Below are 18,501 nucleotides of genomic sequence, written 5' to 3'. Positions count from 1 at the left end.
CCGGTGGGCCGGGCGCAGCGCTTCGCCCGGCCCACCGGTGAGGGACGGCCTGGATCAGGCCGGGTCCTCGATGAACGAGCTGCACGCCGACGCATTGGTGGCGCAGGTGCTGCCGCAGCCGTCACCCGTGGAGCACATGAGCTTGCCGTGCGGGTGCTCGGCGATGACGACCTTCACGTCCAGAGGCGCAAAGCCGTCGTCGTCCAGGTCCGCCAGCTGGGCAGGCGGGGCCAAAGTGGCGCTCGTCATGACCATTCCTTTCTGTTGCGGGGATGGTGCGGGACTACCTGGCTGCGGCGTTACGCCGTCGGCCAGGAGAGTGAGATCCGGCTGTGCACCTTGTCGATGACCCGGTCGGCCGGGATCTGCTCATCGGGGGTGCCGGCCGGATAGACCCGGATGACCGGGCTGGGGCCACCGCGCCGGTTGGCCTTCCAGTCGCGGAGCACGTCGGCGATCTTGTCGGCGAGCTGCTTGGCGTGCGGGCCGAGAGCGTGCACGCCGTACTCGACGTGCTTGTTGTCCTCGGTGCGGCGGGTGACGAGGTAGGCAAAGGAGTCGTCCTCGACGGCGGCGAGGGCGAACCGCTTGTTCACGGGGGCGACCAGGCCCGTGTCCAGGTCTTCATCGACGGCCATCGTGCAGAACCCCGGCAGGCTGATCGCCATCGCCATCTGGAGGGTGTCGATGAGTTCTTGGACGCCAACGGTGACGCCGGTCCACAGCTCGTGGCGCGGTGTCGTGACGGCGTTGTCGAGCCGGTGCGGGTCGGCCGGCAGGCCGTCATCGAACTTGAGCCCGATCTCCGGGGTGCCGTTGACGAGGAGAAGCTCCTCTCGGTGGGCGGTGGAGCCCTGCATCGGGACGAAGCCGCAGATCCGCGCCGACTCGCTCTCCAGGTAGGTGCCGTGCTCACCCGTGACCTGGGTGAAGGCGACCGACCGGGTCAGCCCGCGCATCCGCAGCGGCACCACGAGTCGGCCGCCCTGCTTGAGCTGCGCGATCCACGCCGGGGCGATGTCCCACGCGCCGGCGGTCACCATGACCACGTCGACCTCACCGAGACCGGGGATCGGCTCGGCCGCGTCGGCGGTGACGACGCGAACCCTGTGGTAGCCGTGCTCCTCCAGCAGCCGCGACGCGCGGTCGGTGACGGCGGGGTCGATGTCCACGGTGACGACCTGCCCGTCCACACCGACGAGTTCGGCGAGGTAGGCGGCGTTCAGCCCGCCCGAGCCGATCTCCAGCACCCGCATCCCGGGCCGCACCTTGGCCTGCTCCAGCATCATGGCCTGGATCTGCGGTGCGGAGACCGAGCTGAGCTGCACGCCGTACTCGTCGGTCTTCGTGATCACGGCAGCGTACGTGTCGTACGCCTTGTCCAGCGGGGCGTCGGGGGTGAACTGGTGGCGGGGCACCTTGCGCATGGCCGCTTCGATCTCCGGAGAGGAGATCGTGCCGTCCGCACACAGCTCGTCCACCACCTTGTTCCGCAGACGGGTCGCCTCGGGCTCGACGGTCGCGTTGGTCATGAACTTCCTTCGCTCGTAAGTGTTCAGGGAGCCGGCACAGGCGTGCCGGTGGGCCGGGAGGCTATCGGCGAACGCACTGCGTTCTCGTCGCCGCACAACCCTCACGGTCAAGTCGGGGACCCGGCAGAGCACTGGCTGACCCACATCACTGGTGGGCGCCGCGCCCCCGGGGGCGTTCACCGAGTTCCGGGTAGGAATCAGTCGATGGTGTTCTGGGCGATCCGGTCGTAGACCGGAGGCTGCTTCCAGGCGCTGCGCATGCCGTCCTCTCAGGTGCGGGGTTCGCCTTCCGGGCATCGACCGGGCGTGGCTGGTACGTCGGCGTCATGTGGGTGTGGTGCGGCACCCGGTCCGCCAGCAGGGGACCCTGCGGTACAGGTGCCGCACCCGGGGCCGTCCAGTAGTCCGAGCGGGGCGTCCGGTACCGCTGAACGGCTGACTGCGCCCGGCGTGACCGTACTGGCCCGCGCTGGCGGAGCTTGCGAAGTGACTCAGGAAGAACGGCCGTCGGGCAGCGACTGTCCCGCGGCGGGCAAGTAGGCGAGGAAGACGCCGCGCGCGTGAAGGAACTCCAGGATCTCCAGGTAGGCGTCGTCGTCGGTGGTGATGGCCGGCCGGGCGATGGCGAGGATGCCGTGCGCGAAGCCCTGAGCGGCGTACCGGCAGGCCGCGCCGAACCCGGACCGCTGCGCGAGCGGAGGCGGCTGCCCGATGTCCGCGAACGTGCTCCTGGTCACCTGCCAGTCCTGCTGCCGCGCGTACCGGGCGATCGTGTCGAGATCCGCTGCGCGCGCGGGGCCCGGTTCAGCGAGGACGTACGGGGCGACACGCACCTGACGACCCCGGCGGCGAGCACCGTTGATGACCTCGGTCATGTACTCCCCGCGCAGAGCTTCCAGGCGGGCCGCGCGCGCCCGGGCGATGGGATGAGTGGTCATATCAGGTCCTTGCGGTCGGGCCCTGCCGCCGAGGGGGAGCCAGGTCAGTCGTCCTCGGCGGCAGGGGCAGGAACCGCGTGCAGCGCACGCCACGGGGGAAAACGCGCGCCGCACGCGGAGATCAGGAGATGGTGCCCAGTACCTCACCGAGAAGCGTCTCGTGCGGCGCGGGCTCGGGCCGGAACTGCTCCAGCAGGTCCCGCAATGCCTTCGGCGGGACGAGCCGGTCACCGCGGCAGGGCCGCAGCCAGTACGGGCCGGGCGGCTCCGTCACGGCCATGGGCGGCAGAGCCACGTGGTACGGCCGGCCGAGACAGGCCGCATAGCGGTGCGGCGCCCACTCGGCACTGGTGCCCGGAGGGACGAGCCAGATCAGCCACGACCGCTCCGGGTCCTCGATCACCGGCCCGCACGCGTCGGGCCGGTCCCCGTCGGTGCGCTGGATCTCGTCCATCAGCTTCACCGCCGCGTACCCCTCGGGACCGCTCGCCGTGACGACGATGTCGAAGAACCCTCCGCCGAGCGGGAGCTGGAGCACCCGCTGTTCCTGGAGGGCCATCAGGCTGCGCGCCCTGGCCGCGAGGTCGCCCATGTCAGAGGCGACGGTCGCGGGGTCGATTGTCTCGCTGGTCGGGGTGAACCCGACGGGCGCCACCTCGGGCCGCCTGCGGTCCGTCTCCACGAGCCGACGAGGGAGCCGCGTCCCGATCACGCGGTCTCACCCCAGCCGACGGGAAGCTGGGCACGTACCGTCTTGCCGACGACCGTGCCGTCCGTGTCGGTCTTCGGCTGCCAGGTGAGCCGGCCCCGGTAGTGCCGTACCCACCACAGGCCCCGGCCGGTCTGGTGGTCCGACCCGGTCACTTCCTCGAAGCCGGGGAACTCCGGCAGGGCGTCGTCCACCTCGATGAGCAGCTGGTCGCTGTTGAGCACCGTCAGGCGCAGCACCACACAGCCGTTGTGAAACGGTCGACCGTGCCGCACGGCGTTGTCGGTGAGCTGGTGCGCGATCCGGGCCGCGACGTCGATGTTCCCCGACCAGCGGGCCTCGGTGAGCCGCGGACGCACGCGCAACCGGGCGTTGGGCCCTGCAGCATTGCTCGCCAGCAGCGGAGTCTCAAAGGAGTACCAAGGCCGCTCCTCCCGGCCCTCGATCGGAGCCGCGTCGTTCGCGGCCCTGTCGCTGCGCTGCGGTGGCGGGTTCACGTGAGGACTCCCTTGTTCTGTGCTCGGTCCTGCTCCTACGCAGACGCCGGTTGCGGCCGTTCGCTCCGCCGGCGTGCAACCAGCTAACGCCGCCGAGCTGCAGTCGGGTTAGGGCGACCCGGGACTCGTCCGACCGCAGACCCTAGGGCCATTTGACCAATGCATTACCTGACGGTGCGGCTCGCCGACGCTACGGTGCGTGCATGAAACCCACGCGCAACAGAACACTCGAAGCGTGGATGGACGAGCACGGCCACAGCTCCAACTCCCTAGCAGAGGCGGTGAACCAGGCTCTCGAAACACTGACCGGGAAGCCTGGCGGACTCGACGGCTCATCGGTGCGTGACTGGAAGGCCGGCCGGGTCCGGTGGCCGAAGTCGGCCACGCGCGCGGCGTTGGAGCTGGTCACCGGGTTGCCCGCCACCGCTTTGGGGTTCGTGCCACGGGGCCGGTCGACACAGGATCCGGCTCCCCAGCAGGAGGACCCCATGAAACGCCGCCTCTTCGTCTCCGGCGTCGCCGCCTCTGCCCTGGCCGCGGCAGCGCCCGCGAACAGCGCTCCCCGCCGTATCGGCATGAGCGATGTCGAACGCCTCCAGCAGCGGTTCACCGACGTCGTCGCCAGCGACCACCGCCACGGCGGACAGCTGAACATCGAGAAGCACGCCTCTACCCTGGCCGGCAGCGCCTTGGCTCTGCAGGAATCGGGCAGCGCCACCGAGCGAGTGCGCAAACACCTTTACGGCTGTGCCGCCGCCTTCCGCTCCTCCGCGATGTGGGCAGCGATCGACGGCCGGCGCTTCGACATCGCGGTCCAGCACATGCGGGAGGCCCAGGCTCTGGCTGAGATGTCCGGCGACCCCGCGATCAAGTTTCGGATCTGGAGCCACGCCGGGACGATGTACCGGCACATGGGACGCCCCGCACAGGCTTTGGCCGCGAACAACGTGGCCCGCAGTCTCCACATCAACCGCCGCGACCCCATGTTCGCCTCCCTCGGTCTGGCCAGGCAGATGGCCATTCAGGGCGCGGCCGGCGACCCGGTCGGGACGCGCCGCGCGTACGACGAGGCGCAGGACGCCATGGACCGAGCGGACCCTGGCGAGTACCGGCCGGTCTGGCTGAACGCCTTCTACGACCAGGCGGAACTGGACTCCCTCGCCCTGTCCGCGTACAGCGCGCTCGGCGACTGGGAGAAGGCCGAATACCACGCCTACCGCTGCCTGGCCGGACTGCGTCCCCACATGCGGCGCTCGAAGGCCATCACCACCAGCCGCCTGGCCCGTGCACAACTGGAGCAAGGCGCCATCGAGGAGGCCACGGCGACCGCGATGTCGGTGGCAACCGACGCCGCCACACAGCACCCGCGGGTCGCGCTGATGCTCAACGACTTCGGCGCCCGCCTGAACACCATCGCCCCGAAGAGCACCGCTGCAGAGACCTGGACCGACTACGCTCGAGCCACCTGGGGGAAAGTCGCATGACGACGGCCCAGACGATCAGCCTTCGAACTTTCACCGACCTCGCACCGGCACGGGACGACCTGATCGCCGTCTACAGCGACGTCCGGGCGGAGCTGCTGCACCTGCCCAACTACGCCGTGCCCGCCTTCACGGAGCGCCTGGACCGGCACGGCGGTGACCCCGGATGGTTCGCCGTCCTCGCCTACACCGAAGCCGGGGAGCCGATCGGCTACGTCTACGGCAACGTGATCGAGTCGGACGACCGGTGGTGGAAGCGGATCAAGCCGAACCCGCCCGCCCAGTACACAGACCGCCCGGCCATAGCCGTGAAGGAACTCGGTGTACGCGTGCCGTGGCGGAAGACCGGCACCGCGAAGCGCCTCCACGACACGCTCCTGGCCGCCCACACCGCGCAGCCGTACGCGACGCTCATGGTGAACCCGGCCGCCGGCGACGGCAAGGTGCAGAGACTGTACGAGTCCTGGGGCTACTGGAGCATCGGCGTCAGCCACCCCTCTCCGGACTCTCCGATCCTGACGGCGATGATCCGTCCGACGGGGGAAGGAGCGGCCTGACCATCCTGAACCACCAGGGGCGCACTTGCGGGAGCACCGGCCCCCAGCCCCAAGCACACCACCGCAAAGCACCCTCGATCCCGAGGCTTCTTGAGGTGGCAGCTGCCCTCGGGCCGTGGGACTTTTCAGGGACTTTCCGCCGCCTGACGCGGCAAGCGCCTGAAAGATCGGAAAGGACGTCCGCTGCAGCTCAGAAGCCCTTTCTCAGGCGAGGTTGCAGGACCCGCAGGTATGCCGGCAGCTGAGCAGCGGCAGGATGCTGGCAGCGCTCCCGTCGGTGATCGGGTAGCAGAAGTGCGCCGGGTGCAGGTGGCCGACGTCCAGGTACTGGGCGTGCACTCGTGCGGGGACTGTCGGCTTCACTGGTCCCTTGAGCGTTACAGCTCCGCATCACACTCCGAAGGGACGGCGTCAGGGGCGCGGTTGTCCCGTGTCATCCGGACGAAGGATGAGAACCCTGCCACCTTCCGCGCCCCACAGCGTGGAAGTTCTCTGGACTCGCAGCTCCCCCACACTCGATGACCTGTTTCACCAAGAAAACCTCCAGCCCTGAGCGAGTCCTCAGCAATTCCCGCTGCAATTTAATACACGCCTCGATGGGACCTGACTCCCATTTCTGATTAAGCAGAAGACCACGCAGGGAGAAGCAAAGGTCCCATGATGTGGACCGCAGCAGAACTGGCCCGACCTGTGGTGCGCCAAGCAGCCTAAAGAGCACCAGCACATCGGGACTTGGCCCGACCCCCGAGCGAGCCAACGCCTTACGCTGGAAAGCGCTGGAAGAGCATCCGCACGTACGTCCCGCCTCACGCCTCGGACTCAGGCACCTGCTCCCGTCACGAACGTGTTCAACCTCTTCACCGTTCATGAGCACGAGACGGTTCCGAACATACTCCGCACTATCTATCTTAACCGCTATCTCATCAGTCAGGACCGTCCGAACATAGTCGCCGCTAGCTGTGGCCCCCTTGAGTCGCTCCGATGGCAGAGCCTCGGCGATGGCCGCGTCCACGGCACATTCTCGCGAGCTTATCTTCCACGCTGTGCTGGTGACCGTGCGGTTAAGGCTCTGGATCTCCGCAGTTAGTTCCGCCACTGCAAGACCACGCAGTTCTCGCTCAGCCACCACGACCACTTTGCATCGCCTTTTCTGTTGACTACGTGCAACGCAGCGATTCTTACCCCGAGCATGCGTTTGGTTGTGCCGAGCTTTCGTAGTATGCGACCGCGCGGGGGGATCCGTGCAGCGGGTCACCCCGTACGAGTCAACGGCTACAACACTGCAGTCGGGTTCCGTTCTGGCCCGTACATGAAACCAGGCACCCAACGCACCGGAGCATTGGCAGGAAAGAGAGTCACCCGGACACCGAAGTCGATGAGGATTTCCTTACGCGCCTGGACATCCGGCGCTCCGAACCAGCGATCTGCCACGGTCTCGCCAGTCGGCCGCCGGACCATCCCGGGCGCACGCTGCGGCTCGGCCTCGAGGGCCGCCAACTCTCGTCCCAAGGCGGCATAACGCTCACGGAACCAGGCCGCGTCGTCCGGAGAGTCGTACAACCCCGCCTCACGGTCAGCACGCAACCGTTCACGGCTGGCTCGGGCCTCGGCGATACGCTCCGGGATTCCGTTCCCCGGGTCGTAAACCGTCTCGTAGATCAAACCGTCACCGAACCTTTTCAGGAACCACTCTTCAACCTGGGTGTCAAGGAGGTGCGCACGGATGAGGGGCGCCGGACGGCAGTGTTGGGCACGGAACCATCCCTTGTTCCGCGCGGTACACGCGTAGCGCGGTGGCGCATCCTTCGATGTTTGGGTGTAGACCCTGTTATGGCACTGCCCGCAGAGAAGGATCCCCGTCAGCAGATAGGCACGGTTCGAGTGCCTCGTTCCAAACGGCCTGCGGCCTCGCCTTCTTCAGGGCCTCATGGGTGGCGCGGTCCCACAGCCCCTCGCAGAGGCGTACCGGATTGCCCTCCTTGTCGAGCACCGGCTTGCCGCGGTGCATCAGGTATCCCAGCGCCGCCTCGGACAGGAGGATGTTCTTCAAGCTCGTCGGCTGCCACGGCCGTCCTCCTGCCGGCTTGCCGTACATCACCGCCAGGTGGTCGGCAGGCGACGGCTCCCCCGAGCGGTTCAGGCGGGCGGCTTCACTGCTGGGCGTCACATTGTCCGGGTCCGCCAGGATACGGCGGGCGACCTCGCGTATGACGTGCGAAGCGTGCGGGTGTAGTTCGACGCGGTCGACCTTGCCTCCCATCACCTCCCGCACGTAGCGGAATCCGTAGGAAGGCTTGCCCTTCGGGCGGCCGGCGGCCCGGGTCTTGACCGTGGCATCGCGATTGCGGCGCTGGATCGCGCGGAGCTCCATCTGGGCGCCCCACGCTTCCATCGTGAAGCGGTTCTCGTCAGCCGGATCGTCCAGGTCCCACGGGCCCTCGTGCCCATAGGTGACGAGCAGCTTCTTCTCGTCCCGCATCTTGTAGCCGGTGTTGAGGCAGTCGACCACGTTGCGGCCGAGGCGGTCCACCGCCGCGGCGACGAGACCGTCGTAAGGCCCCCGCTCGTCACGGAGCCAGGGGCCCAGCTTCGGACGCGTCATCGGGTCGGTGGCGCCCGAAACCTCCCAGTCGTCGGCCCAGCCGATGATGTGGGCACCGACAGACGCAGCGGCTGTCAACACGTCCTCGCGCTGGCGCTCAGGGGAGGATGTGGCCAGCTTCACACGGGACAGTCGCCGCACACCGAGCAGGCACTTGCCACATCCGTCGTAGGGTCGTTCGATCACGCTCAGGTCCGTACCGTGCAATGTGCTCTCCGTTCGCGGGTGCAGAGTACGGAGAATTGGCGGCCGGACCTCCGGGAGCGATCTTGGTCAGGCCAAGAAGCTCAGTCGAACCTGACGGTTGACATTGGAGATGTTGGTGTCCACCAGGCACACCGACTGCCATGTGCCCAGTTCCAGCCGGCCGCCGAGAACCGGGATGGTGGCGTGCGGGGCGACGAGGGCGGGCAGGACGTGGTCGCGGCCGTGGCCGGGGCTGCCGTGGCGGTGCTGCCAGCGGTCGTCCGCGGGGAGCAGGGTGTGCAGGGCGGCGAGGAGGTCGTCGTCGCTGCCGGCGCCGGTCTCGATGATCGCGATGCCGGCCGTCGCGTGCGGCACGAAGAGGTTCAGCAGGCCGTCACGGCCGTCGGCCGTCTCCCGCAGGAAGGACTCGCAGTCGCGGGTGAGGTCGACGACCCTCTCCTGTGAGCCGGAGGCGACGTTCAGCACTCGGGTCGTGAAAGCGTGTGGCATGCGTCCTATCCTGCTCGATCCCCGGGAAGATACGCGTCCGCCCCGCGGTTGCTGGATGACGTGAACAGCACACGTGAGGTGGACGTGGTCGTCGTGGGCGCCGGGCAGGCCGGGTTGTCCGCCGCCTATCACCTGCGCCGCACCGGCTCGCAGCCGGGACGCGACTTCGTGGTGCTCGACCGCTCCCCCGGCCCCGGTGGCGCCTGGCAGTTCCGGTGGCCCTCGTTGACGTACGGCAAGGTGCACGGGATGCACGCCCTGCCGGGGATGGAACTGACGGGCGCGGACCCGGCGCGGCCGTCGTCGGAGGTCGTCGGCGCGTACTTCGCCGCGTACGAGCGGGCGTTCGATCTTCGGGTGCGCCGACCGGTGCACGTGCGGGCCGTGCGGGAAGGGGCCGGGGGGCGGCTGCTGGTGGAGACCTCGGACGGGGCGTGGTCGACGCGGGCGCTGATCAACGCGACCGGCACCTGGGACCGGCCGTTCTGGCCCCGCTACCCCGGGCAGGAGACCTTCCGCGGGCGCCAGCTGCACACCGCGCAGTACGCGGGGCCGCAGGAGTTCGCCGGGCAGCGGGTCGTCGTGGTCGGCGGGGGCGCGTCCGGAACGCAGCATCTGCTGGAGCTGGCGCCGTACGCGGCCGCGACCACCTGGGTGACCCGCAGGCCGCCGGTCTTCCGTGAGGGTCCGTTCGACGAGGACGCCGGCCGGGCCGCGGTCGCGCTGGTGGAGGAACGGGTGCGGCAGGGGCTGCCGCCGCGCAGCGTCGTCTCGGTCACCGGTCTGCCGCTGAACGACGCCGTCCGGCGGGGGCTGGAGGACGGGACCCTGGACCGGCAGCCCATGTTCGACCGGATCACCCCGGACGGGGTGGAGTGGCGGGACGGGCGCCATGTGCCGGCCGACGTCATCCTTTGGGCGACCGGGTTCCGGGCCGCGCTCGACCATCTGGCACCGCTCAGGCTGCGCGAGCCGGGCGGCGGCATCCGCGTCGAGGGGACCCGGGCGGTCGCCGATCCACGGATCCATCTGGTCGGCTACGGCCCCTCGGCGAGCACCATCGGCGCCAACCGGGCCGGGCGCGCGGCCGTCCGTGACCTCCGGCGCCTGCTGGCCGCACAGCCGGCCGTCGCGGCCTGAGAAGAGCCGGGGCCTGACCGAGCCGAGGGCCTGACCGACCCGGGAGCCTGACCGAGCCGAGGGCCTGACCGACCCTGGGGCCTGCGAACAACCGGGGCTGGGAGGTACGGGGCCTGGGATGAGCAGGCGCCGGGCTCGGAGCGCAGGCCCTCCGGCGCAGGAGCCGTGGCGCTGAGGCCGCGGTGTAGGGGTTACGGCGCAAGCGTCGCGCGTCGTCGGCTCGCGTCGGTTCGTCGGCGGGCCGTGGTCACTTCGTCGGTTCGAGCCGGGCGTCGCGGCGGACCAGCGCCGCGTAGCGCCCGCCCAGTTCCAGCAGTTCCTCGTGGGTGCCGCGCTCGGCCACGCGCCCGGAGTCGAGGACGACGATCTGGTCGGCGCCGCGGACGGTGGACAGGCGGTGCGCGATCGTGAGGGTGGTCCGGTTGGCGGACAGGGCGTCGATGGCCTCCTGCACGGCGGCCTCCGTACGGGTGTCCAGCGCGCTGGTGGCCTCGTCGAGGATGAGGACCGGCGGGTCGCGCAGGATGGTGCGGGCGATCGCCAGGCGCTGCTTCTCGCCTCCGGAGAAGCGGTGGCCGCGCTCGCCGACGACGGTGTCGTAGCCGTCGGGCAGGGCCGCGATGTGGTCGTGGATCTGGGCCGCGCGCGCCGCCGCCTGAAGTTCCTCGTCGGTGGCGTCTGGCTTGGCGAAGCGCAGGTTGTCGGCGACGGAGGCGTGGAAGAGGTACGTCTCCTGGGAGACCACGCCGACCGCGCGGGCGAGGGTGTCGAAGTCCAGGTCGCGCACGTCGACCCCGTCGAGGGTGACGCGGCCGCCGGTCACGTCGTACAGCCGGGGCACCAGGTAGCCGAGCGTGGACTTGCCGGCGCCGGTCGGGCCGACGATCGCGAGGCTGCCGCCGGCCGGGACGGTGAGGTCGATGCCGTCGAGGATGGGGGCGCCCTCGCCGTCGTCCTTGCCGTCATAGCGGAAGGTGACGTTCTCGAACCGGACCTCTCCCTTGACCTGGTCGAGGTGGACGGGCCGCTCGCGCTCGGTGATGTCGATCGGCAGGTCCAGGTATTCGAAGATGCGCTGGAACAGCGCCAGCGAGGTCTGGATCTGCACGCCGGTCGACAGCAGGCTCACGGTCGGCCGGAACAGGCCCTGCTGGAGCGAGACGAAGGCGACGATGGTGCCGATGGAGACCTTCGGCCCGCCGAACTGCAGGGCCAGCCCCGCGGTCCAGTAGATGACGGCCGGCATGGCGGCCATGACGATGGTGATGACCGCCATGCGCCAGCGCCCGGCCATGTTGGACCGCACCTCGAGGTCGACCAGGCGTTCGGACTCCTCAGCGAAGGACGCGGTCAGCGAGTCGGAGCGGCCCATGGTGCGGCCGAGCAGGATGCCGCTGACGGACAGCGACTCGGTGACGGTGGCGGCCATCGCCGCCATCTGCTTCTGACGCTGTGTGGTGATCTTCTTGCGCTCGTTGCCGACCCGGCGGCTGATCCACACGAACACCGGCAGCAGAAGCAGCGAGACGATCGTCAGCCGCCAGTCCAGGGCCACCATCGCGACGATCGTGGCCACCACGCTGGTGAGGTTGGAGACCAGGGAGGTGGCGGTGGAGGTGACGGTGGCCTGCATGCCGCCGATGTCGTTGGCGATGCGGGACTGCACCTCGCCGGTGCGGGTGCGGGTGAAGAAGGCGAGCGACATGCGCTGCAGGCGCCCGTAGACGGCGGTGCGCAGGTCGTGCATGACGCGCTGGCCCACGGTCGTGGAGATCAGGGTCTGCAGGACACCGAAGACGCTGGTGAGCACGGCGCTGAGGATCATGCCCGCGGCGAGCACGGTGAGCAGCCCGGTGCGGCCCTGGGGGATCGCGACGTCGAGGGTTTCCTTCAGCAGGAAGGGCGTGGCCACGGAGACCAGCGAGGCGGCGCCGACCAGCAGGCCGACGACCGCGAGGCGGCCCCGGTAGGGCCGGAACAGCCGCAGGATGCGGCGGACCTGCCGGGGCTGGTCCTTGGCGTCCGGCGGCGGGGTCCAGGAGGGTTGGCGGTCGGGGTGCATGGGCTCCTACGGAGGTGGGTGGGCGCCGGGCGTTAACGGCGGCGTCGGCGGGGCGCGGCGCGGACGCACGGCGGCTGACACAGGGATCCTAGCTCATTGTTACCTATACTCACAATGAGCGTGGTCCTGATATGGTTCCCGCATGACCAGCCCCGACTCCGACGGCCTCCTCGCCGAGCAACTGCTCCGGCTCACCCGCCGGCTGCACCGCATCCAGAAGCGCCATCTGGAGGAGCACGCCCTGGGCATCACGCCCGCCCAGTCCCGGCTGCTGCGCACGCTGGCGCACTTCGGCGAGCCGCCTCGCATGGCCGATCTCGCGCAGGCCCTGGAGGTCGTGCCGCGCGCGGTGACCACGCTCGTGGACGGGCTGGAGACGAGCGGCAAGGTGCGCCGGGTCCCCGACCCGGCCAACCGCCGGGTGATCCGCATCGAGTTGACCGATGACGGCCGTGCGACGCTGCGCGCGCTGCACCACGCGCGCCGGGCCGCCGCCGAGGAGATCCTCGCGCCCCTGACGGGCGAACAGCGCGAGACGCTCGGCGGGTTGTTGGACACCCTGGTCAGCGCGGCACCGGCACAGGAACGGCACTGCTGAGGCACGACGGGAACCATCGGAGCGGCAGCGCTGCACCGAGACGGCTCGGCACCGGCCCGACGCTGCTGCACCGAGACGCCGCACTCGCCCGACGGCGCAGCCCTGAGACGGCCGCACTGGCCCGCCGGTGTTGGATGCGCCGGACGGAGGCCACCGGATAACGGACCGACGGCGCTGGATGTGCCGGACCGAGGCCACCGGTAACGGACCGACGGCGCTGGAGGTACCGGACGGAGGCCACCGGTAACGGACCGACGGCGCTGGAGGTACCGGACGGAGGCCACCGGTAACGGACCGACGGCGCTGGAGGTGCCGGACCGAGGCCACCCGGTGACGGACCGACAGTGCTGGAGGTGCCGGACGCCACCGGTAACGGACCGACCGCGCCGGAGCTGCCGCCCGGCCGAGGCGGTCGGCACCGCGCCGACGGCGCCGGCCCGCGGAAGTCGGCACCCAGTCCGCGGTGCTGTGAGCGCTTCGCCGGATGCGGCCGGACGGACGGATCTCAGGCCCGCAGGCTGGCCTTGTCCCCCATCACCACCACGGGCCGGCTCTCGGGGTCGAGCGTGCGCAGCAGGTACCTCATCGCCGATCCCGGAACGCTGACGCACCCCAGCGTGCCGTCACCGTGGTCCAGGTGCAGCCAGATGCCGCCGCCCTTCTTCTGCCCCAGCGGGCGGGTCGGGTCGTCCGGACGGGTGCCCGGCACCCGGTTGTAGTTGATGGCGATGACGTAGTCGAAGTCGTGCCAGTGGTTCTCGTCCCAGTAGTACGGCGTCTCGAACGCCTCCTCGTCCTGCGTGTAGGGGAGCTTGGCGCCCGGGTCGTCGAGGAGTCCGCCGGCGTCGGAGAGGCTGAACACCCCTACGGGGGTGCGCTCGTCGCCCTCCCGGTGGTGGGCGCTCCAGCCGCGCTTGCCGTTGTGCGCGGGCCAACTCCCGTTCTCCTGCCAGGAGTCCCCCTGTTTCTCGTACAGCACGAGCGTGGAGTCGGGTGAGTTCTCCCCCTCGCCGTACACCGCGACGATCTGGCGGGTCCCCAGGGGAATCCGCTGCCACATGCGCTCGCCGACCCCCGGGATGCGGGTCGGCTTCGCCGGAGAACTGGGCCGGGCGGTTCCCGAGGGACCGCCCGGCCTGGGGACGTCTCCGTGACGGACCTCGGTCCGCGTATCGCCGCACGCAGCCAGAGCCGCCATCAGGAAACCGCAGGCCGCCGCCGCGGCCATCGCACGCCTTGCACCGCCATTTCGCATGCGTCCATGGTGGGCATCGAGATGCGGGACGATCTAATCGAGATTGGTCCAAACAGCCTTATCCGCTGCTCTTTGGTACCTCTCAGGCATGTCGGTCCCGGCGATCGGCGGGTCGGGCGATCCGGTGAGGCGGACGCTCGGGCAGGGCGGACCGTCCGGCAGGGCAGACCGTCCGGCAGGGCGCTGACACCGGCGTGTCCGACAGGGCACACCGAGGTCCGAGCGACCCTGCGGGACACCGAAGTCCAAGTGAGGCAGCGGGGCACACAAGTGCGCGACGCCGAGCAACACCAACGGCCGACCCCCTCCTTGTACGTGAAAACCGCTTGCTTTTCGCGACCACGCGCAGCGACGCTGTCACGGCTTGTCGCCGCACCCCTCGTCCTTTTCGCCGCATCCGCCCTGATACGAGCCACTCCCCTGACACGAGCTGACACGAGCCACTGGGACGTCATGCAGATCCAAGACCTTCCGTATCCCGACCCGGGCGTGCCGGACGCACGCTCGGGTCCCCGATTCCTGTGGTGGCTGGGGCGCAACCAGCTCGGCGGGCAACTGAAGTCCCTGGCCTGGGGCCTGCTGCACTTCGCCTCGGTCTCCGCCCTGCCCTTCTGCGTCGGCCTCGCCGTCCAGGCGGTCCTCGACCGCTCCGGCGCGCGCCTGGCGCTCACCGGCGGCCTGTTGGTGCTGGCGTGCGCCGGTAATGCTCTCGGTGACACCTTCCTGCACCGCACCGCCGTCACGAACTGGATCACCGCCGCCGCGCGGGTGCAGCAACTGCTGGCCCGCAAGGCCGCCGAGTTGGGCTCGGTCCTGACCCGTCGGGTCGCCGCGGGCGAGGTGGTGGCCGTGTCCACGGGTGACGTCGAGAAGATCGGCTGGTTCGTGGAAGCCGTGTCCCGGTTCACCGCGGCCGCGGTCACCATCATGCTGGTGTGTGTCGCCCTCGTCGTCTACCAGCCCGCACTCGGCCTGGTCGTGGCGGTGGGCCTGCCCGCGCTGGCGCTGACGGTGCTGCCACTGCTGCCCCGGGCCACGCGCCGTGCCGACCTGCAGCGCGAGAAGGCCGGCCGCGCCACCGAGCTGGCCTCCGACACCGTGGCCGGACTGCGCGTGCTGCGCGGCATCGGCGGCGAGCAGCTGTTCCTGGATCGCTACCGCCGCGCCTCCCAGGAGGTACGGCACGCCGCCGTCCGCAGCGCCCGCATGTGGTCGCTGATCGCCGCCATCCAGGTGCTTCTGCCGGGTCTGCTGCTGATCGCGGTCGTCTGGTACGGCGTGCATCTGGCCCGCACGGGCCGGATCACGGTGGGAGAACTCGTCACCGTCTACAGCTCGGTGATGGTCCTCACCTATCCGCTGCAGCACTTCCAGGAGATCGCCATGGCGTACTCCTTCTCCCGACCGTCGGCGCAGCGCACGGCGCGGGTGCTGTCCCTGCAGCGGACCACGGCGCCGGCCGCACAGGACGGCGAACGCGGTGATCTGCCGGGCGGCGCACGCCCTGACGCACCGGGCGGTGGAGACCGCGCGGCCCGGACCGCTGTGTCGCTCCCGTCCGGTGACCTGTACGACCCCGCGACCGGACTGCACGCGCCCGCGGGCCGCCTGACCGCCGTGGTGTGCGGGGACCCGGACGCCGCGGGCCGTCTGGCGGAGCGGCTCGGCGGCCACCCCGGCGAACCGGGCGCGTCCGTGCTGCTGGGCGGCGTCCCGCTCGACGGACTGCCGCTCGACCTGGCCCGTACGGTCGTCCTGGTCCAGGACAAGGACCCGGTGCTGCTGTCCGGTTCGCTGCGCGAGCTGCTCGACGTGCCGGCCTCGGGTGACGTGACCGCCGATGTGGCACTGGCGGCGGCGCAGTGCGACGACGTTCTGGACGCGCTGGCGCAGGGGTCACCGGACACCGTCGATCCGATGGACGTCCCGATCACCGAGCGCGGCCGGTCCCTCTCCGGGGGGCAGCGGCAGCGTCTCGCCCTCGCCCGCTCCCTCGTCACCGATCCGGAGGTGCTCGTCCTGGACGAGCCGACCTCGGCCGTGGACTCCCACACCGAGGCGCGGATCGCGCAGGGGCTGCGGAGTGTACGCACGGGTCGAACCACGGTGGTCTTCACCTCCTCACCGCTGCTGCTGGACCGGGCCGACCAGGTGGTGCTGGTCCATGAGGGCACGGTCGCGGCCGTCGGAACGCACCGCGACCTCGTGCACAGCGAACCGCGGTACCGGGCGGTGGTGACCCGCGAGACGGACGAGGAACGCGTCCGGGCCGACCAGCCGGATGCAAGCGCCAGGACGGACAGGACCCACAAGACCCAGGGGGCTGAGAGGGCGAAGAGGGCCGAGCGGACCGACGTGCTGGAGGAGGCGGCCCTCAAGGGTGCGCTGGAGGAGATGGAGGAGACCGCATGATCGGCGTGGCACCCCCCGCCTACGACCCGGCGGCCCCGACCACGGCGAACACCCTGCCCGTCGGCGCGCCCGCCACCGTACGCGCCTACGTCAAGGAGCTGCTGCACCGTCACCGCCGCGCCTTCGTCCTTCTCGTCACCGTCAACACGGTCGCCGTACTCGCCTCCATGGCGGGTCCCCGGCTGCTGGGCGGCCTGGTCCAGCGGGTCTCCGACGGTGCGGAGGGTGTCCGCCTGGGACTCACCGCCACGCTGTTCGTCCTCGCGTTGATCGTGCAGGCGGTGTTCGTCCGCGAGGTGCGGCTGCGCGGGGCGATGCTCGGCGAGAGGATGCTGGCCGATCTGCGCGAGGACTTCCTCGTCCGGTCGGTCGGCCTGCCGCCGGGCGTCCTGGAGCGGGCGGGCACGGGCGATCTGCTCTCCCGCATCACCACCGACATCGACCGGCTCGCCAACGCGATGCGCGAGGCCGTGCCGCAGCTGGCGATCGGGGTGGTGTGGGCGGCGCTGCTGCTGGGCGGCCTGGTCGTCACGGCGCCGCCGCTGGCCGCGGCCGTGCTGCTCGCCCTGCCGCTGCTGATCGTCGGCTGCCGGTGGTACTTCCGGCGGGCGCCGTCCGCCTACCGCTCGGAGGCCGCCGGCTACGCCGCCGTGGCCGCCGCGCTCGCCGAGACGGTCGACGCCGGACGCACCGTGGAGGCGCACCGGCTCGGCGACCGGCGCATCGCCCTGTCGGAGCGCCGGATCAAGGAGTGGACGGCGTGGGAGCGCTACACGCTGTGGCTGCGCTCGGTGCTGTTCCCGGTCATCAACGTCACGCACGTGACGGTGCTCGCGTCCGTGCTGCTGCTCGGCGGCGTGTTCGTCCTGCACGGCTGGGTCGCCGTCGGGGAGCTGACCACCGGTGCGCTCATCGCGCAGATGCTCGTCGACCCGGTGGGGCTGATCCTGCGCTGGTACGACGAGTTGCAGGTCGCGCAGGTGTCCCTGGCCCGGCTGGTCGGCGTCCGCGACATCGAACCGGACGCAGGCGACCCCTCGCTCGCTCCGCGGGGCCGGGAGGTCCACGCCGACACGGTGCACTTCGGCTACCGGGAGGGCGTCGACGTGCTGCGCGAGGTGACCCTGCGGGTGACGCCGGGCACCCGGCTGGCCCTGGTGGGATCCTCGGGCGCCGGCAAGTCCACGCTCGGCCGGCTGCTCGCCGGGATCTACGCGCCCCGCAGCGGCCGGGTCACCCTCGGCGACGCCGAGCTGTCCCGGATGACCGCCGAGGGCGTGCGTTCCCACGTCGCCCTGGTCAACCAGGAGCACCACGTCTTCGTCGGCTCCCTGCGCGACAACCTCCGGCTGGCCCGCCCGGAGGCGACCGACGCCGAGCTGTGGGCGGCGCTCGGTGCCGTCGACGCGGACGGCTGGGCCCGCGCGCTCGACGACGGCCTGGACACCGAGGTCGGCTCCGGTGGCGCGGCGCTCACCCCGGCCCAGGCCCAGCAGATCGCGCTGGCCCGTCTGGTCCTGGCCGACCCGCACACCCTGGTCCTGGACGAGGCGACCTCGCTGCTCGACCCGCGGGCCGCCCGCCATCTGGAGCGGTCCCTGGCCCGGGTCCTCGCGGGCCGTACGGTCGTCGCCATCGCGCACCGGCTCCACACCGCGCACGACGCGGACGTGATCGCGGTGGTCGAGCAGGGGCGCATCAGCGAGCTGGGCAGCCACGACGAGCTGGTCGCCGCGGACGGCGCCTACGCGGCGCTGTGGCGCTCCTGGCACGGCTGAGGCCGAGGGGAGGGCGGCCGGGGCGGTCGCAACGTCCTCGGCCCGCGGCGGGCCGCCCGGGCCGGGGCGCCCCCCCCCCGGCCCGTGCGCGGGGCCGGACAGGGGGGGGAAACTGGGAAGCGGCAGGGGGCCGGGGGGCGCCCCGGGACCCCCCCGGGGACCCCGGGGGGAAAGCCCGGCCCCCCCCCCCCCGGCCGCCCCCCCCCCTGGGGGGAACCGGACCCGCCCCCCCCCCCCGGGGGGA

General features: G+C 70.8%; 17 protein-coding genes and 1 pseudogene. 6 read left to right on the top strand and 12 right to left on the bottom strand.

The window, feature by feature from the left end; genetic code table 11:
* Nucleotides 1–54: 54 nt before the first annotated feature.
* From GV126_RS28765 to GV126_RS28745, 5 genes are all read right to left on the bottom strand, one after another.
* Nucleotides 55–249, bottom strand: coding sequence for an FxLD family lanthipeptide (locus GV126_RS28765; protein ID WP_159672202.1), 195 nt, complete (start codon nucleotides 247–249; stop codon nucleotides 55–57).
* A 50-nt stretch (nucleotides 250–299) separates the two neighbouring features.
* Entirely contained in the window at nucleotides 300–1,532 is a 1,233-nt protein-coding gene (gene fxlM / locus GV126_RS28760) for a methyltransferase, FxLD system (protein ID WP_159672200.1), read from the bottom strand.
* A 491-nt stretch (nucleotides 1,533–2,023) separates the two neighbouring features.
* The gene (locus GV126_RS28755; protein ID WP_159672198.1) at nucleotides 2,024–2,470 is read right to left on the bottom strand and encodes a hypothetical protein; all 447 of its coding nucleotides are present in this window, start codon (nucleotides 2,468–2,470) and stop codon (nucleotides 2,024–2,026) included.
* Between the two features lie 121 nt (nucleotides 2,471–2,591).
* The gene (locus GV126_RS28750) at nucleotides 2,592–3,152 is read right to left on the bottom strand and encodes a hypothetical protein (protein WP_236570147.1); all 561 of its coding nucleotides are present in this window, start codon (nucleotides 3,150–3,152) and stop codon (nucleotides 2,592–2,594) included.
* A 26-nt stretch (nucleotides 3,153–3,178) separates the two neighbouring features.
* The gene (locus GV126_RS28745; protein ID WP_159672196.1) at nucleotides 3,179–3,676 is read right to left on the bottom strand and encodes an ATP-binding protein; all 498 of its coding nucleotides are present in this window, start codon (nucleotides 3,674–3,676) and stop codon (nucleotides 3,179–3,181) included.
* Nucleotides 3,677–3,879: 203 nt separating this feature from the next.
* Here GV126_RS28745 and GV126_RS28740 point away from each other — a divergent pair, with 203 nt between their 5' ends.
* On the top strand, nucleotides 3,880–5,160 hold the full coding sequence (locus GV126_RS28740; RefSeq protein ID WP_159672194.1) for an NsdA family TPR-like regulatory protein: 1,281 nt from the start codon (nucleotides 3,880–3,882) through the stop codon (nucleotides 5,158–5,160).
* Nucleotides 5,157–5,714: a GNAT family N-acetyltransferase gene (locus GV126_RS28735; RefSeq protein WP_159672192.1), complete on the top strand. Its 558-nt coding sequence runs from the start codon at nucleotides 5,157–5,159 to the stop codon at nucleotides 5,712–5,714. The genes GV126_RS28740 and GV126_RS28735 overlap by 4 nt, the downstream gene beginning before the upstream one ends.
* Before the next feature lie 204 nt (nucleotides 5,715–5,918).
* On the opposite strand, the gene GV126_RS28730 is transcribed toward GV126_RS28735, so the two are convergent.
* The 5 genes and pseudogenes from GV126_RS28730 to GV126_RS28720 all read right to left on the bottom strand — a co-directional run bounded on the left by GV126_RS28730 (nucleotide 5,919) and on the right by GV126_RS28720 (nucleotide 9,012).
* Nucleotides 5,919–6,077 (bottom strand): hypothetical protein, encoded by a 159-nt coding sequence (locus tag GV126_RS28730; protein WP_159672190.1) that lies wholly within the window; start codon nucleotides 6,075–6,077, stop codon nucleotides 5,919–5,921.
* A gap of 909 nt (nucleotides 6,078–6,986) precedes the next feature.
* On the bottom strand, nucleotides 6,987–7,376 hold the full coding sequence (locus tag GV126_RS36735) for a hypothetical protein (protein WP_236570146.1): 390 nt from the start codon (nucleotides 7,374–7,376) through the stop codon (nucleotides 6,987–6,989).
* A gap of 87 nt (nucleotides 7,377–7,463) precedes the next feature.
* Nucleotides 7,464–7,568, bottom strand: a pseudogene (locus GV126_RS36730) (hypothetical protein); the annotation flags it as partial.
* A complete protein-coding gene (locus tag GV126_RS36725; RefSeq protein ID WP_236570145.1) occupies nucleotides 7,543–8,502 on the bottom strand; it encodes a recombinase family protein in 960 nt (319 codons plus the stop codon). The pseudogene GV126_RS36730 and the gene GV126_RS36725, both read right to left, overlap by 26 nt.
* Before the next feature lie 87 nt (nucleotides 8,503–8,589).
* Nucleotides 8,590–9,012 (bottom strand): secondary thiamine-phosphate synthase enzyme YjbQ, encoded by a 423-nt coding sequence (locus tag GV126_RS28720; protein ID WP_159672188.1) that lies wholly within the window; start codon nucleotides 9,010–9,012, stop codon nucleotides 8,590–8,592.
* A gap of 60 nt (nucleotides 9,013–9,072) precedes the next feature.
* On the opposite strand from GV126_RS28720, the gene GV126_RS28715 reads away from it, so the two are divergent.
* Nucleotides 9,073–10,152 (top strand): FAD-dependent oxidoreductase, encoded by a 1,080-nt coding sequence (locus tag GV126_RS28715; RefSeq protein ID WP_159672185.1) that lies wholly within the window; start codon nucleotides 9,073–9,075, stop codon nucleotides 10,150–10,152.
* Between the two features lie 247 nt (nucleotides 10,153–10,399).
* On the opposite strand, the gene GV126_RS28710 is transcribed toward GV126_RS28715, so the two are convergent.
* Nucleotides 10,400–12,214, bottom strand: coding sequence for an ABC transporter ATP-binding protein (locus GV126_RS28710; RefSeq protein ID WP_159672183.1), 1,815 nt, complete (start codon nucleotides 12,212–12,214; stop codon nucleotides 10,400–10,402).
* A 142-nt stretch (nucleotides 12,215–12,356) separates the two neighbouring features.
* Between GV126_RS28710 and GV126_RS28705 the strand changes: the two genes are divergently transcribed.
* Nucleotides 12,357–12,812 carry a MarR family winged helix-turn-helix transcriptional regulator gene (locus GV126_RS28705; protein ID WP_159672181.1) on the top strand — a complete coding sequence of 152 codons (456 nt, stop codon included), beginning with the start codon at nucleotides 12,357–12,359 and terminating at the stop codon, nucleotides 12,810–12,812.
* Nucleotides 12,813–13,317: 505 nt separating this feature from the next.
* Here the strand turns inward: GV126_RS28705 and GV126_RS28700 are convergent.
* Nucleotides 13,318–13,872 carry a L,D-transpeptidase family protein gene (locus GV126_RS28700; protein ID WP_328707353.1) on the bottom strand — a complete coding sequence of 185 codons (555 nt, stop codon included), beginning with the start codon at nucleotides 13,870–13,872 and terminating at the stop codon, nucleotides 13,318–13,320.
* Nucleotides 13,873–14,520: 648 nt separating this feature from the next.
* On the opposite strand from GV126_RS28700, the gene GV126_RS28695 reads away from it, so the two are divergent.
* Nucleotides 14,521–16,479 (top strand): ABC transporter ATP-binding protein, encoded by a 1,959-nt coding sequence (locus tag GV126_RS28695; RefSeq protein WP_159672177.1) that lies wholly within the window; start codon nucleotides 14,521–14,523, stop codon nucleotides 16,477–16,479.
* Nucleotides 16,476–18,257 (top strand): ABC transporter ATP-binding protein, encoded by a 1,782-nt coding sequence (locus GV126_RS28690; RefSeq protein WP_159672175.1) that lies wholly within the window; start codon nucleotides 16,476–16,478, stop codon nucleotides 18,255–18,257. Before GV126_RS28695 ends, GV126_RS28690 begins: the two co-directional genes overlap by 4 nt.
* The last annotated feature ends 244 nt before the right edge of the window (nucleotides 18,258–18,501 follow it).

The organism is Streptomyces mexicanus, from assembly GCF_902506575.1.
Lineage (GTDB): Bacteria > Actinomycetota > Actinomycetes > Streptomycetales > Streptomycetaceae > Streptomyces > Streptomyces mexicanus.
The sequence above is the reverse complement of the archived record's forward strand: the minus strand, read 5'-3'. Positions and strand labels throughout refer to the sequence as shown.

Coding starts and splice junctions, on each gene's coding strand:
- GV126_RS28740 (WP_159672194.1), top strand. CDS start 3,880: ATGAAACCCACGCGCAACAGAACACTCGAAGCGTGGATGGACGAGCAC.
- fxlM (WP_159672200.1), bottom strand. CDS start 1,532: ATGACCAACGCGACCGTCGAGCCCGAGGCGACCCGTCTGCGGAACAAG.
- GV126_RS28735 (WP_159672192.1), top strand. CDS start 5,157: ATGACGACGGCCCAGACGATCAGCCTTCGAACTTTCACCGACCTCGCA.
- GV126_RS28705 (WP_159672181.1), top strand. CDS start 12,357: ATGACCAGCCCCGACTCCGACGGCCTCCTCGCCGAGCAACTGCTCCGG.
- GV126_RS28690 (WP_159672175.1), top strand. CDS start 16,476: ATGATCGGCGTGGCACCCCCCGCCTACGACCCGGCGGCCCCGACCACG.
- GV126_RS28765 (WP_159672202.1), bottom strand. CDS start 249: ATGACGAGCGCCACTTTGGCCCCGCCTGCCCAGCTGGCGGACCTGGAC.
- GV126_RS28710 (WP_159672183.1), bottom strand. CDS start 12,214: ATGCACCCCGACCGCCAACCCTCCTGGACCCCGCCGCCGGACGCCAAG.
- GV126_RS28720 (WP_159672188.1), bottom strand. CDS start 9,012: ATGCCACACGCTTTCACGACCCGAGTGCTGAACGTCGCCTCCGGCTCA.
- GV126_RS28700 (WP_328707353.1), bottom strand. CDS start 13,872: ATGTGGCAGCGGATTCCCCTGGGGACCCGCCAGATCGTCGCGGTGTAC.
- GV126_RS28695 (WP_159672177.1), top strand. CDS start 14,521: ATGCAGATCCAAGACCTTCCGTATCCCGACCCGGGCGTGCCGGACGCA.
- GV126_RS28755 (WP_159672198.1), bottom strand. CDS start 2,470: ATGACCACTCATCCCATCGCCCGGGCGCGCGCGGCCCGCCTGGAAGCT.